Origin of the sequence: Neisseria iguanae (assembly GCF_003013245.1) — a bacterium.
Lineage (GTDB): Bacteria > Pseudomonadota > Gammaproteobacteria > Burkholderiales > Neisseriaceae > Neisseria > Neisseria iguanae.
On the sequence record NZ_PXYY01000018.1, the window covers coordinates 17,956 to 31,588 of the forward strand.

The following is a 13,633-nucleotide window of genomic DNA, read 5'->3' on the forward strand; positions in this document are numbered from 1 at the left end:
ATCATGAGACAAATATTACATGCAGCCTTCGTTTTGACACAGCGTAAACAGCGGCACACCAGCCTCGCGGATTTTCTTGCCGCCGGTCAAATCGGTAAATTCCAAAATCGCCGCCGCTTCAATCACGTCACCACCCAACTTGCGAATCAGCTCCACACCGGCCAGCATGGTGCCTCCGGTGGCCACCAAATCATCAACCAGCAACACGCGTGCGCCCGATTTAATCGCATCAGTGTGGATTTCCACCACGGCCTCACCGTATTCCAAAGTGTAACTTTGCGAAACGGTATCAAATGGCAATTTGCCTTTTTTACGAATCGGCACAAACCCCACATTCAATTGATACGCTAAGGCCGCACCGATAATAAAGCCGCGTGCATCCACGCCTGCCACCACATCAACTTTCTGCCCCATATAGCGGTAAACCAGCAAATCAACCAGCAAACGGAAATATTCCGCACTTTGCAAAACCGGCGTAATATCATGAAATAAAATGCCTTTTTGCGGCCAGTTTTCAATTTTACGGATTTTTTCCGCCAAGGCATCAACGCCCATCACCTCAGGATGAATCAACATGTTTGTCTTCCAGTATTCAAGTTTCATTTCCAACGTCGCATTGTAGCAGATTTATGCTGCCGATGCTGAGGTTGTCTGAAAATCCAAATCTGCCATGTACCGTGCTATAATTTATCGAAAATATCTCATGGCAAAAGTATCATGCAACAAACCCAAAAAGGTAATATTTTCATCATCTCCGCCGCTTCCGGCACCGGCAAAACCACCCTGGTTTCGCGTCTTTTGAAAAATAACAGCGATTTGCGCGTGTCGGTTTCCCACACCACCCGCCCGCCACGTGAAGGCGAGCAACACGGTGTACATTATCATTTTGTTCCCAAAGAAAATTTCGAATCATTGATTGAGCAAAAAGCCTTTTTGGAACACGCCAATGTGTTCGGCAATTACTACGGTACCAGCATTGCCGCGGTTAACCAATTGAGCGGGCAAGGTTTTGATATAATTTTAGAAATCGACGTACAAGGGGCAGAGCAAGTGCGCCGCACCCTGCCCGAATCTATCGGCATCTTCATTTTGCCGCCGTCGTTTGAAATCTTGGCAAGCCGTCTGAAAAGCCGTGCCACCGACAGCGAAGAAATCATCGCCACCCGCTTGGCTCAAGCCCACTACGAAATCGAACAAGCCTTTGATTTTGATTATATTGTTGTCAATGAAGATTTGGATGTTGCTGAAGCCGATTTACTGCATATCATCAGATCAGGCCGTCTGAAAAAATCCGCCCAACAGACTTTTCTCACAAATCTGTTGGAAAATTTCTAAAAAACAGCGAAAATACGCTATCCGATTCATTTTTTTGAAAGAAAGCAAACAATATGGCACGTATCACCACCGAAGACTGCACCCCGAAAATCCCTAACCATTTCGATTTGACCTTGATTGCCGCCCGCCGCGCGCGCCAATTGGAAAACGGCAACCAACCTTTGGTTGACGACATCCGCAACAACAAACCGACTGTTACCGCACTGCGCGAAGTGGCTGCCGGCCAGATCGGTACTGAATTGCTGTCTCGCAATAAATAGAATCCCTGCGCTGTCGCTTAGGTTGGCGCGCAAATCCAACCGCGCGCCAATTGCGCGGTTGTTTGTCCGCTTAATTTCGATATAACAATATGGCAAGCAGTGCATTCAACACCGTATCCGCCTGCCGATAATATTTACCGCTTCTTTGGATCAACCGATATCCCCTGCCATCAAACTATCCAACTCAAGAGAGGCCGTCTGAATATGCCAGCCCCACTACCTACCGCCCCCTACGATGCGCTGACAGCCGAAGCCCGCGAATTATTATTTAAAACGGCATTTTATCTCAGCAAAAAAGAGCAGGTACAGCTCGAAAAAGCCGTGGCCTACGCTTTTCACGCCCACGACGGCCAAACCCGCAAAAGCGGCGAACCCTACATTACCCATCCGATTGCCGTAGCCACCCAATTAGCCGTTTGGCACATGGACGTGCAAGGCTTGTGTGCCGGCGTGATGCACGACGTGCTGGAAGACACCGGCGTATCCAAAGTCGAAATGGCGGCGGAATTCGGCGAAACCATTGCCGAAATGGTAGACGGCTTATCCAAGCTGGAAAAACTCAAATTCGAAGACCACGAAGAGCATCAGGCCGAGAGCTTCCGCAAGCTGATTCTCGCGATGACCAAAGATGTGCGTGTCATCATCATCAAACTTTCAGACCGCCTGCACAACATGCGCACACTCGGTTCGATGCGCCCCGAAAAACGCCGTCGTATCGCCAAAGAGACCCTCGAAATCTACGCCCAAATCGCCAACCGCATCGGCCTCAACAGCGCCTACCAGGAGTTGCAGGATTTTTCGTTCCAAAACCTGCACCCGAAACGCTACGAAACATTGCAAAAAGCGATGGGCAACAGCCGTAAAAACCGCCGCAATGTCGTCAGCAAAGTTTTGCGTGCATTCGGCCAACGTTTGGTCGATGCCAACATCGAAGCCAAAATCAAAGGCCGCGAGAAAAATCTGTACAGCATTCACCAAAAAATGCTGCAAAAAAAACTGCGTTTCGCCGATGTGATGGACATTTACGCCTTCCGCGTCATCGTCAACAGCGTACCGGCCTGCTATGCCGCATTGGGCGCATTACACAATCTCTACCAGCCCAAACCCGGCCGCTTCAAAGACTACATCGCCATTCCGAAAAGCAACGGCTACCAAAGCCTGCACACCACGTTAGTCGGCCCTTACGGTTTGCCGATTGAAGTGCAGATCCGCACGCACGAAATGGATGCCGTCGCCGAAGGCGGTGTAGCCGGACACTGGATTTACAAATCCGGCGAAAACACCGTCGACCAAGCCATGCTCCACACCAACCAATGGCTCAAGAACATTCTCGATTTGCAGGCCAGCAGCGCGAATGCCATTGAATTTTTAGAACACGTCAAAGTCGATTTATTTCCGAATGAAGTCTATATCCTCACCCCGAAAGGCAAAATCCTCACCCTGCCTAAAGGTTCGACCCCGATTGATTTTGCCTATGCCGTGCACACCGACATCGGACACAAAACCGTTGCCGCACGTATAAACAATACCATGATGCCCTTGCGCACCAAGCTGAAAACCGGCGATTCGGTCGAAATCATCACTTCCGAACATGCCAAGCCAAATCCCGCATGGCTCAATTTCACCATGTCCAGCCGTGCCCGCAGCGCCATCCGCCAATACATCAAAACAATGAACCGCCACGATGCGATTGTATTGGGTGAAAACCTGCTGCAAAAAGCCTTATCCAGCCTGCTGCCGAAAGATGTATTGATTTCAGACGGCCTCAAAGAAAAATACTTGAGTGATTTGAACGACAAAAAAACCTCGTTTGAAGAAGTATTATACAGTGTCGGCATGGGCAACACCCAGCCTGTTTCCGTGGCCATGCACATTGCAGAGCTTGCCGGACAACACTTCGGCAGCGAAATCAAACTCAGCCCGATTAAAGTCAACGGCCAAGAAACCGGCCGCGTGCATCTGGCCGAATGCTGCCATCCTGTCGCAGGCGATACCGTGCGCGCTTTATTGGTTCAAGGCAAAGGCATGATTATCCACCGCGATACCTGTAACGTGTTGCTCAAATCCGATCCCGAGCAGCAACTCGATGCCGGTTGGGACAGTCTCAACAACCAAAGCTACCGCCTGAGTCTCAACATCCAATCGGAAGACACCCACGGCCTGCTCGCCCTAATGGCGCAAGCCATTTCCGGCTCCGGCGCCGACATCGAATCCGTCAACACCCCTTCGTCCAACCGTGCCGGCAGCGAAGGTTTTGTCGAATTCGGCTTCATCATCAAAGCAAAAGATTTGGCGCAGGTCAACCAAATCATCCACAAGCTGCACGCCATTCCGCATGTTCGTAAAGTGATTCGCGGCTAACAATACTTAGTTAGCCACACCCGAAGGCCGTTTGAACCCGTTTTCAGACGGCCTTTTCCAAAAAACCAAAACATTTCAAACACACTTCTTTCTCAATTTATCACCCTAAAATCAAGTAAAAGCATTTATTTCCAGATACCATCTATTCACCTTTTAACACACCAATCCGTTTCCAAGCCGCCACACTCCCTGAAAAGTCCTTTACCCGACTTGACACACAAAAGCAATCTATCAGATAATCAAAAAATTGTTCTTGGTCTTTTACCCGAATAAAAGACCCCCGTCCGGCAAAAGCCGATTTGTTAGGAGGTGATGTTCACATCACGGCGCGTATCCCGCCCGCTTGCAACAATGCACCAGCGATACAGACAAAACTTATTGATGATAAAGGCCGTCTGAAACCAATTTTCATCCAGACAGCCGCAACTTAAAAAATTTTGAAGGAAATAAAATGCCTGCAATCCGTGTAAAAGAGAATGAACCATTTGAAGTTGCCATGCGCCGTTTCAAACGCGCCGTAGAAAAAACCGGGCTGTTGACCGAACTGCGCGCCCGCGAAGCATACGAAAAACCAACAACCGAACGCAAACGCAAAAAAGCCGCCGCTGCCAAACGCTTGCAAAAACGCCTGCGCAGCCAACAACTGCCTCCTAAAATGTACTAATACAGGCACAATCCTGTCTTAAGTAAGACACTCACCGTAAGGCTGAATGCCCTACGGTGTTTTTGCCTTTATAAATATAAACCCTTTATAATACCGTCATCCCTAAGGTGTAGAAAATTCTAGTGTTGTCTACACGTCTTGTTTTTTGCCGGAAGGTTCATTTTAGGATTCCGAATATGGTCAAGAATGCCGAAAAGCACGGCAAAGCCGCACAATTCTTGATCATACTTGAAAATCCCCAAACAATCATTTCGGTAAAACGAAAACGATTCCGCATAAAAAATGCCAACAACCCGACCTTCTCCAACACCTTAGGCCGTCTGAAACCCCACGGAGCCCATCATGAGCCTGAAAATCCAGCTTACCGAAGACATGAAAACCGCGATGAAAGCTAAAGACCAGCTGTCTTTAAGCACCATCCGCCTGATTAATGCAGCCATCAAACAATACGAAGTCGATGAACGCGTTGAAGCCGATGACGAAAAAGTCATTGCCATCCTGACCAAAATGGTCAAACAGCGCAAAGACAGCGCAAAAATCTACACCGAAGCCGACCGCTACGACTTGGCACAAAAAGAAATTAACGAAATCGAAGTGTTCAACCGCTATCTGCCGCAAATGATGAGCGAAGAAGAAATCAAAACCGCCGTCGATACCGTTATCGCCATGACCGGAGCCACCGGTATGGCCGATATGGGCAAAGTCATGGGTGTATTGAAAACCCAGCTTGCCAACAAAGCAGATATGAGCGAGGTCAATAAGATTTTAAAAGCGGCACTGGCTGCCGAATAAATATCAAAAAGACCGTCTGAATCTTTTCAGACAGTCTCTCAGCAATATTACAAAGACCTAATTATAAAAGACAAAAGACTTGTTACTGCAAATATTCTTAGTAATGTCTTAGCTCTTCTTTTTTCTCTTTTTACTAAGCAGATAAGCCTAATAATTAAAATTAACCCATAAATAGGTAGAATAAGGGACATCTGGTTTGTAATCTGTGCATCCAGTACTTGACTACCAATATCACATAACCACGCACCGAACTCTGCTTCAAATTTTGTGAGCCCAAGCATATGACGTTAAGATTCGTCAGGCTATAGTACCCTGACTTCTCAATCTCCATGAGACGTTCAGAAGCGTTGAAATTCGGGTCAGGCGCATACGGGTCTTCAATAGCTGCATTAATAATACGAAGATAGCCTGTAACAGCGAGCTTCGTAAAGAAGTCTGCCTCTACAGGTTTTTTATACGTCTGAATAGGATTAATATCAACAGGTTTTCCTTGAGCTTTTGCATTCGTTTCAAAGGCATACAGTATTTGAAGCTCAGGGTTGTCAATCAGAATCTGATTTGCGGTAACAGGTTTGGGTACAGTTTCTTGCGGCTGGAAGCTCCCCTCTTGGAATTCAACAGGCATACGGGGTACCTACTGTACAAGCGTTAAACCAGCCATTATTTAATCCTTTCTATCGTGCTCGTTTGGATCTCACAGGTTACCGCTTGTACGCTTAACTCCCAATCTTGAACTTGTGCCTTCAAAGTTCTTGTACTAGCAGCATTACCCTTTCATTTAGCAGTTTCTAACTCAGCCCTCACTTGGTTAAGCTTCACTTGATTGTTTTTAAGCTCATTCTCAAGAATCATACGATGCTTGTCTTTAAGGTTAGACGAGGTTGATTTCAAAATAGATATAACAATATCTACATTGGTAGCTTTCAAAAAACTTTTTGCCATTAGGCAAAATCTTATATACACCATTATCCAAATGAATATTTGCCATTAGTTACCAATCTTTTGGAGGCTGACGCAGATGAGCCATCAGGTTACACTTAAAAATGAAGATAACCCATTGTAAACCAAGAAAATCTACACGGAAAAAATTACTTCAATTTTCTGTATTGGAAGTAACAGCCCGGGCAGCTGCCGATTATACTCGTATCCGGCCTGATTCTGCCCTGTTGTTCTACCGTAAAATCCGCCAAGCCATCGCTTACCGTTCAGAACTTCGGGCAGATGAAATTTTTGATGGCCCGGTTGAATTGGACAAGGCTGTTTTGGCGGGCAGCGCAAAGGCAAAACGCGGTCGGGGTACTGCCCCGGTAACGTAGCTGTTTTTGGCATTCTAAAACAACAGGGTAAGGTTTAACCGTTGTTGCAGAAAACACCGGAAAAGATACTTTACTGCCTGTTATTAAACGAAAACCAATGCCTGACAGCCACTTCAACCATCAGTTATTTTATTTATAAGTACCATTTTAATTGGTAACGCTGTAGGAGTTGTTCTTTAGTGGAAGAGTAAATTTTTATTTGTGATTCTTGTTGGCAATATCTTATTGGATATATCAATTTGTGGATGAGGATAGTTTTATCTCTTTTGTAGGTCTGGGGCTAATTAAGTTCAGTATTAGGCTTAGCGTTGGCTTTTTTTAATTTCTATTATTTCTTTGAGTATAAAAGAGGCTGTCGCAAATTCATTGGATAAAGGGTAAGGGGAAATGAAAGTAACTTTGCTATTTTTATTAGTTATTATTCATTTTGCATGGGTTTTTATAAAAAAATTCTTAGAAAAATCTAATGAAAAAATGCAGGGTACACTACATTTTGACCAAATGTGTGAATATTGTAAGTCGAAGACAATATGAGTTGGCTCATCAGGAATTTTTGATATTGGCAAGTAAGTTAATAAATAATTTGCATATTTAATATTATATGGAATATTTACCAAAAACCCTTAAAAATCTTATTTAGAATTTATTCATAATATTTATAACGGAATAGTAGAAAAGGATTAGAGTTTACATAGATTAGCCCCAAATACCACACCAAATTCGCAAAATTTTCAGTTGTTCTTTTGGTGTACCAAAGTTAAAACGAAACCTGCATTCTTTCCGGAATAATGGAAAAGATGGACGATCAATCCCATTACATTCGTAGCATGCGCTTTGCCCGGTTCCAAAAATTTTCCATCCCATTAATGTGGTTTTGCCGTCCTACAAAATGCGTACAGTGATTGATACGGTGATAGGCGGATTCACCCACATCAAGCGCATCACGGCTTCTGCAGCAATCGGTATAAACAATGCCGATACCCAACCTAGAAGAATAATTAAAAAATATATTCATAACTAATTTTTACTTTGAATAGGCAAAATTTCTAATAAAATGTTACAATGATCTAAAGATACTTAATTCCACAAACATTTCGCTCTTAAATCAACCCTTTTAATACCTAAAACTCTTCAAAAAGTGATAACAAATGAAATTGTACGATAAAATCCGAGCCATGCGTGAAATGAATCAGTGGACACAAAAAGAAATGGCTGAGAAATTGGCTATGTCTCCTAATAAATATGCCAAAATCGAATGAGAACAAACTAAACTGAATTTGGGAAAACTTAGAACAAATTGCCCAGATTTTTAATCTTGATATTATTGAGTTAATCACCAAAAGAAAAGCCATTATTTTTGCTAGTCGGCGATAATAGCCATAACTACAGCTCAAATGAGATGTTAGTATCAGAAAATGAAAAGCTCAAAATGACCGTTAGCCACCATCAAGAAATTATTTCTCAAAAGGATAATGAAATTAGTGCATTAAAAGAAATCATTGCGCTATTAAAACAACAAAATTCTATTTTAGTAAGATATAATCTCCTCCTACTTTCAGACGGCCTTTAATAAACCAAAGGCCGTCTGAAATTTTCACTCATCTTTGCGATAGTCCCATGATTCCTTCCGATTTCATAGACGGGCTGCTTGCCAAAGTCGATATTGTCGATATTATCGACGAGCATGTGCCGCTGAAAAAAGGCGGTGCCAACTATATGGCATGTTGTCCGTTCCACAAAGAAAAATCACCGTCGTTTTCGGTGAGCCCAAGCAAGCAGTTTTACCACTGTTTCGGCTGTGGTGCACACGGTTCGGCCATCGGTTTTATCATGGAGTATCAAGGTTTGTCGTTTACCGAAGCGGTGCAGTATTTAGCTGACCGTGTGGGCATGACTGTGCCGAAAGTACACGGGCAAAACGACAATCCCGAAGTGCGTGCAGAGCGCAAGAAAAAGCAGCAAACTTTAGAAGAAACCACCGCTTCAGCCGCTTCGTTTTACGCACAGCAGCTTAAATTTCAAAAGCCGGCGCAGGATTATCTGGCCGGACGCGGTCTGAGCGCGGAAATCATCACCCACTACGCTTTGGGTTATGCACCCGATGCTTGGCAACCACTGGCACAAGTGTTCCAGCCCTACCCCAATACCGCTTTGGTTGACAGCGGTATGGTCATTGACAACGAGGGCAGGCATTACGACCGCTTCCGCCACCGGATTATGTTTCCGATTCGCGACCAGCGGGGTCAGGTCATCGGCTTCGGCGGCCGCGTATTGGATAATACCAAACCGAAATATCTAAACTCGCCCGACACGCCTTTGTTCGATAAAGGCCGCAACCTTTACGGCTTATATGAAGGGCGCGCGGCGATTAAAGAAACCGGCCGGATTTTGGTGGTTGAAGGCTATATGGATGTGGTTGCCTTGGCCCAATTCGGCATAGGTTACAGCGTGGCTTCACTCGGCACCTCCACCACTGCCGACCATGTAAAAATCCTAATGCGTCAGGCCGACAGTATTTATTTCTGTTTTGACGGTGATGCCGCCGGTAAAAAAGCCGCATGGCGCGCACTGGAAAATGCCTTGCCGCAATTAAAAGACGACAAATCGCTGCATTTTCTGTTTTTGCCGGAAGAACACGACCCCGACAGCTACATCCGTGCCTTCGGCAAAACCCAATTCGAAGATGCGCTGCTAAATCAAAGTAAACCTTTGTCGGAATATTTTTGGCAACACCTTTCAGACGGTCTCAACCTGAATACACAGGAAGGCAAAGCAGAATTGGTGAAAACTTCCTCGACTCTGTTGGCTAAAATCACCGCACCGGCGCTGAATTTTTTATTAAAACAGTCACTTAGTGAATTAGTCGGCATCGATCCGGCCAATCTGGCAAAACTGCTCGGACAAGAAGCCCCCAAGCACTATGTGAAACAAAAAAGCTACAAGCTGCCGCAGAAAATCTTCAAGCAGCCGGTAATGCTCACTTTGGTGCAACGGCAAATCCGCAGCCTCTTGATAAATCCGAATTGGGCTGCATATATAGACTTGCCTGAATACCTCGCGCTGGAAGGTGATTTTGCCTGCTTGGCTAATCTGGCCGAAACCATTAAAAGCTTTACCAGTCTGCCCAGCAGCGCGCAAGTTTTGGAGCATATGCGCGGTTCGCCTTATGAAGCCGCGTTAAACCGAATATTCCAATCAACCCACCATTCGGCAGACGAAGTGGCGGAAGACAACGAAGAAGCCTACCAAGCCGAATGCGAAAATTTTAAAATTGGCATGAAAAAGCTGTTAAATGAGTTAAAATACAGCCAAATTGAATCGCTCAAGCAGAAAAACCTACAAGGCGGTTTGAATGATTATGAAAAGAAACTTTTGGTATCATTATTGATGTTAAAAGCAAATTAAGCCCGAATTCCTTCTCAGGCCGTCTGAAAACATTGTTCCATGCTGCGAACCTAATGAACGCAGAACACCCTTTCTCTTATCAGTTGCAGACGGTCTCGGCGTTAATATCCCTGATGATAATGCGCTGCTTCGCCCTCAGGTGCCGGAGAACCAAATGATGCGGAATCATTAGCTTACCTTATCGGCAAACCGTTGGCATTTTTCACCAAACAACGAGATATCTATGTCTAAAAATCACGAAGAATACCAAGATCAAGACGACAACCGTCCGTTAACCGTAGAAGAGCAACGAACCCGTCTGCGACAGCTCATCATCATGGGTAAAGAGCGCGGCTACATTACCTATGCGGAAATCAACGATGCCTTACCGGACGATATGTCCGATGCCGATCAAATCGACAACATCGTCAGCATGATTACGGGGCTGGGCATCCAAGTCACCGAGCAGGCGCCTGATGCTGAAGATATTTTGCTCAGCGACAATGCCGCCACCATCACCGATGATGATGCTGTCGAAGAAGCCGAAGCCGCACTCTCCAGTGCAGATTCCGAATTCGGCCGCACCACCGACCCTGTACGTATGTATATGCGTGAAATGGGGCAGGTTGACCTGTTGACGCGCGAAGACGAAATCATCATCGCAAAAAAAATCGAAAACGCATTTAAAAACATGGTTCAAGCCATTTCTGCCTGTCCGGGTTCCGTGGCTGAGATCTTGGCCTTGGTTGCACAAATCCGCAACGGAGAAATCCGTGTCGATGAAGTGGTGGAAGCCATTATCGATCCAAATGAAGTGTTGCTGAACGAATTGGGTTTGGGTCATTTAGAAAGTAACTCTTCTGAAGAAGCGACAAGCAGCGGTGACGATGAAGAAGATGACAGCGATGACGACAGCGCAGCCGATGCCGAAAGCATGTCAGCCGCCAATCTGGAAGAGCTGAAACAAAAAGTGCTCGGGCATTTTGCCAAAATTGAAGCCGACTATGCCGAAATGACTGCGCAACTGAACAAGCATCACAGCCTGCATCCGGCCTATTTGACACACCGCGACGCCATTGCCAACAAATTATTGGAAGTGCGCTTCTCAACCCGTCAAATTGAAAACCTGAGCAACAACCTGCGTGGCCGTGTTGACCAAATCCGCAAGCTCGAACGTGAAATACGCGATATCTGCTTAAACCGCGTACACATGGATCGCGAATACTTCATCAACAACTTCCTACCCAATATCACCGATCTCAACTGGGCAGAAGAAGAAATTGTCAAAGGCCGCGTATGGAGCGATGCGCTCAACCGCTTCCGCCATGCCATTATTGAGAAACAAACCGCACTGTCAGACATACAGAAAGAAACACAAATCTCAATTGAAGAATTGAAAGAAATCAATAAAAACATGTTGGCCAGCGAACTCGAAACCGCCGCTGCAAAGCAGGAAATGATCCAGGCCAACTTGCGTTTGGTGATTTCGATTGCCAAAAAATATACCAACCGCGGCCTGCAATTTCTCGATTTGATTCAAGAAGGCAACATCGGCTTGATGAAAGCCGTGGATAAATTCGAATATCGTCGCGGGTACAAATTCTCAACCTACGCCACATGGTGGATTCGCCAGGCGATTACCCGTTCGATTGCCGATCAAGCACGCACCATCCGTATTCCGGTACACATGATTGAAACCATCAATAAGATGAACCGCATTTCGCGCCAATACCTGCAGGAAACCGGCGAAGAACCGGATTCAGCCAAATTAGCCGAGCTGATGGAAATGCCGGAAGACAAAATCCGCAAAATTATGAAAATTGCCAAAGAGCCTATTTCGATGGAAACCCCGATTGGCGATGACGACGATTCACACTTGGGCGATTTCATCGAAGATGCCAACAACGCCGCACCGGCCGATGCTGCCATGTACTCCAGCCTGCACGAAGTAACCAAAGAAGTGCTGGAAAGCCTGACCCCACGCGAAGCCAAAGTGTTGCGCATGCGTTTCGGTATCGACATGAACACTGACCACACGCTGGAAGAAGTCGGCAAACAATTTGATGTGACGCGCGAGCGTATCCGCCAAATCGAAGCTAAAGCCTTACGCAAACTGCGTCACCCGACCCGCAGCGACCGCCTGAAGAGCTTTTTGGATAGCGAAGACAATAAGCAGTAAAAATCAAACCACAGGTTTTATTGGCCTGCAGTTTATCAAACGTACCGGCATTTTAGAAAAAGAGGATATTTGGGCATGGCTGGAAACGTAAATTTTAAAATTACCCTATATTTGAGCCACATCAAATAAAAGGCTGAAACCTTTGCAAAATCCTTCCCCTCCAAAAAGCTTACTTTAAGTTATCAAGTAAGCTTTTTTCGGCCAAAAGGCCCCTATATTTTCTATATTTCCCGTCTTTAAAGGGCATTTCCCCCTTTCAGGCAACAGCAGGCACACGAAGCCTGTTGGCAGCCTTTAGCAGGTTGGCACAAATTGCTTTCAAATGACTTTGCGCTGTGGCTTTCAGCAATCCGAAATAGGAAGCGCGGCTGTATCGGAATGTACCGTGCAGCGTTCCGAAACACTGTTCCACCATAACTCGTTTCCGACAGCTGTTTATTTCTGCCTTTATTTTCTTCAGTTAACAGACGGCCTCTGTACGTTTTACGTACCATGCCGTCTGAAAGTTTTTTGCTGTGAAGAAACACTCGGTTGGCTTTATATCCTTTATCGGCATTAACCCTGACATCTCGGGCAATATCGCTAAACAATAGTTCGAAGTGGTTGTACCCGTGTCCGTCTGCAGGACTGATGTGCCGCTTTTCGAGATAACCTTTATCGTCGGTACGGGTGTGTTGTTTGCAGCCGAAGGAAAACTTACCGTCTTTCTTTACCCGGCAGGCATCTTATCTTTACCGGGTGTGTTTTCTGAAAATACGCCGTTTTCATCGGTTTCAATCCCTCGTCACTGTTTATCGTCGGTCGGCGGTTTGGATAATAACGGCAGCTTTGGTACTTTGGATTTTTAAGCCTTTTCCCGGCCAGTTGGCGGTTAATCGAATCCAACAGTTCGGAAAGGGTATTGTTTTGCGCCAGCCGGTTACGGTAGCGGCAGAGTGTGCTGTGGTCAGGCATGCCGGGTTCGTCAAAACCACAGCAGCGTTAAAAGCCGGATACGGGTGACGGGGCTGTCTTCGGTGGCGGATAGGCTGTGCCAGGGGTTTCGCAAAGGTCTCAGGCTGTCTGAAAACCAAGAGGCCGTTCAAAATCCTGTGTCAGCTTGAATTCTACAACCGGATAATGCCGTCCGGCCGGCCGTCAAAACAAACCGCCAACTGCGGGAGCGTCTGCCCCCGGTTTGCAATCGGCATCGCCCATTTCCCCGAAGCCTTACCGATACCGCCATATAAAAGCTTCAGCAGGCCGGTTTCATTGGGGAATGCGCCTTGGGTTTTGGCCAGCTTCCGAAACTGGCGGTGTACCGCCTCTGCCGCATTGGTCGTATAAATCGGTTTGCGTACGG

14 protein-coding genes and 2 pseudogenes are annotated in these 13,633 nt (G+C 46.0%); 11 read left to right on the plus strand and 5 right to left on the minus strand.

Going from position 1 to position 13,633, the window contains the following annotated elements:
- Positions 1-15: 15 nt before the first annotated feature.
- Entirely contained in the window at positions 16-576 is a 561-nt protein-coding gene (locus C7N83_RS04590) for an adenine phosphoribosyltransferase (protein WP_106740959.1), read from the minus strand.
- A 141-nt stretch (positions 577-717) separates the two neighbouring features.
- Here C7N83_RS04590 and gmk point away from each other — a divergent pair, with 141 nt between their 5' ends.
- The 5 genes from gmk to C7N83_RS04615 all read left to right on the plus strand — a co-directional run bounded on the left by gmk (position 718) and on the right by C7N83_RS04615 (position 5,412).
- Positions 718-1,335: a guanylate kinase gene (gmk, locus tag C7N83_RS04595; protein WP_106740961.1), complete on the plus strand. Its 618-nt coding sequence runs from the start codon at positions 718-720 to the stop codon at positions 1,333-1,335.
- 53 nt (positions 1,336-1,388) lie between these two features.
- On the plus strand, positions 1,389-1,595 hold the full coding sequence (rpoZ, locus tag C7N83_RS04600; RefSeq protein ID WP_106740963.1) for a DNA-directed RNA polymerase subunit omega: 207 nt from the start codon (positions 1,389-1,391) through the stop codon (positions 1,593-1,595).
- Positions 1,596-1,799: 204 nt separating this feature from the next.
- Complete coding sequence (locus tag C7N83_RS04605; RefSeq protein ID WP_106740965.1) at positions 1,800-3,956, plus strand: RelA/SpoT family protein; 2,157 nt, start codon at positions 1,800-1,802, stop codon at positions 3,954-3,956.
- Between the two features lie 451 nt (positions 3,957-4,407).
- Positions 4,408-4,620, plus strand: coding sequence for a 30S ribosomal protein S21 (gene rpsU / locus C7N83_RS04610; protein ID WP_003680926.1), 213 nt, complete (start codon positions 4,408-4,410; stop codon positions 4,618-4,620).
- Between the two features lie 342 nt (positions 4,621-4,962).
- Positions 4,963-5,412 (plus strand): GatB/YqeY domain-containing protein, encoded by a 450-nt coding sequence (locus C7N83_RS04615; RefSeq protein WP_106740967.1) that lies wholly within the window; start codon positions 4,963-4,965, stop codon positions 5,410-5,412.
- A 160-nt stretch (positions 5,413-5,572) separates the two neighbouring features.
- Here the strand turns inward: C7N83_RS04615 and C7N83_RS04620 are convergent, their stop codons facing one another.
- Complete coding sequence (locus C7N83_RS04620; protein WP_106740968.1) at positions 5,573-6,037, minus strand: hypothetical protein; 465 nt, start codon at positions 6,035-6,037, stop codon at positions 5,573-5,575.
- A gap of 418 nt (positions 6,038-6,455) precedes the next feature.
- Here C7N83_RS04620 and C7N83_RS15755 point away from each other — a divergent pair.
- Positions 6,456-6,837: pseudogene (locus C7N83_RS15755) on the plus strand (IS1595 family transposase); the annotation flags it as partial.
- A gap of 587 nt (positions 6,838-7,424) precedes the next feature.
- On the opposite strand, the pseudogene C7N83_RS04635 reads toward C7N83_RS15755, so the two are convergent.
- Positions 7,425-7,701 (minus strand): annotated as a pseudogene (locus C7N83_RS04635) (transposase); the annotation flags it as partial.
- 175 nt (positions 7,702-7,876) lie between these two features.
- Here C7N83_RS04635 and C7N83_RS15760 point away from each other — a divergent pair.
- The 4 genes from C7N83_RS15760 (at position 7,877) to rpoD (ending at position 12,291) form a co-directional block, all read left to right on the plus strand.
- A complete protein-coding gene (locus C7N83_RS15760; protein ID WP_245911127.1) occupies positions 7,877-7,987 on the plus strand; it encodes a helix-turn-helix domain-containing protein in 111 nt (36 codons plus the stop codon).
- Positions 7,988-8,085: 98 nt separating this feature from the next.
- Positions 8,086-8,298, plus strand: coding sequence for a hypothetical protein (locus C7N83_RS15765; protein WP_245911128.1), 213 nt, complete (start codon positions 8,086-8,088; stop codon positions 8,296-8,298).
- A gap of 47 nt (positions 8,299-8,345) precedes the next feature.
- Entirely contained in the window at positions 8,346-10,133 is a 1,788-nt protein-coding gene (gene dnaG / locus C7N83_RS04645; protein WP_106740974.1) for a DNA primase, read from the plus strand.
- Between the two features lie 217 nt (positions 10,134-10,350).
- Complete coding sequence (gene rpoD, locus C7N83_RS04650; RefSeq protein ID WP_106740975.1) at positions 10,351-12,291, plus strand: RNA polymerase sigma factor RpoD; 1,941 nt, start codon at positions 10,351-10,353, stop codon at positions 12,289-12,291.
- Positions 12,292-12,547: 256 nt separating this feature from the next.
- On the opposite strand, the gene C7N83_RS16555 is transcribed toward rpoD, so the two are convergent.
- A complete protein-coding gene (locus tag C7N83_RS16555) occupies positions 12,548-12,706 on the minus strand; it encodes a hypothetical protein (protein WP_106740977.1) in 159 nt (52 codons plus the stop codon).
- A 217-nt stretch (positions 12,707-12,923) separates the two neighbouring features.
- Between C7N83_RS16555 and C7N83_RS14585 the strand changes: the two genes are divergently transcribed.
- Entirely contained in the window at positions 12,924-13,139 is a 216-nt protein-coding gene (locus C7N83_RS14585) for a hypothetical protein (protein ID WP_170064804.1), read from the plus strand.
- 258 nt (positions 13,140-13,397) lie between these two features.
- On the opposite strand, the gene C7N83_RS04670 is transcribed toward C7N83_RS14585, so the two are convergent.
- Positions 13,398-13,633 (minus strand): transposase (locus C7N83_RS04670; RefSeq protein WP_146135093.1); only part of this gene is annotated, 236 nt, incomplete at its 5' end.

Excerpts from the sequence above, each read along its gene's own strand:
- C7N83_RS04615 (WP_106740967.1), top strand. The coding sequence starts at position 4,963 with ATGAGCCTGAAAATCCAGCTTACCGAAGACATGAAAACCGCGATGAAA.
- gmk (WP_106740961.1), top strand. The coding sequence starts at position 718 with ATGCAACAAACCCAAAAAGGTAATATTTTCATCATCTCCGCCGCTTCC.
- C7N83_RS15760 (WP_245911127.1), top strand. The coding sequence starts at position 7,877 with ATGAAATTGTACGATAAAATCCGAGCCATGCGTGAAATGAATCAGTGG.
- C7N83_RS04590 (WP_106740959.1), bottom strand. The coding sequence starts at position 576 with ATGTTGATTCATCCTGAGGTGATGGGCGTTGATGCCTTGGCGGAAAAA.
- rpoZ (WP_106740963.1), top strand. The coding sequence starts at position 1,389 with ATGGCACGTATCACCACCGAAGACTGCACCCCGAAAATCCCTAACCAT.
- C7N83_RS04605 (WP_106740965.1), top strand. The coding sequence starts at position 1,800 with ATGCCAGCCCCACTACCTACCGCCCCCTACGATGCGCTGACAGCCGAA.
- C7N83_RS16555 (WP_106740977.1), bottom strand. The coding sequence starts at position 12,706 with ATGGTGGAACAGTGTTTCGGAACGCTGCACGGTACATTCCGATACAGC.
- C7N83_RS04620 (WP_106740968.1), bottom strand. The coding sequence starts at position 6,037 with ATGCCTGTTGAATTCCAAGAGGGGAGCTTCCAGCCGCAAGAAACTGTA.
- rpsU (WP_003680926.1), top strand. The coding sequence starts at position 4,408 with ATGCCTGCAATCCGTGTAAAAGAGAATGAACCATTTGAAGTTGCCATG.
- dnaG (WP_106740974.1), top strand. The coding sequence starts at position 8,346 with ATGATTCCTTCCGATTTCATAGACGGGCTGCTTGCCAAAGTCGATATT.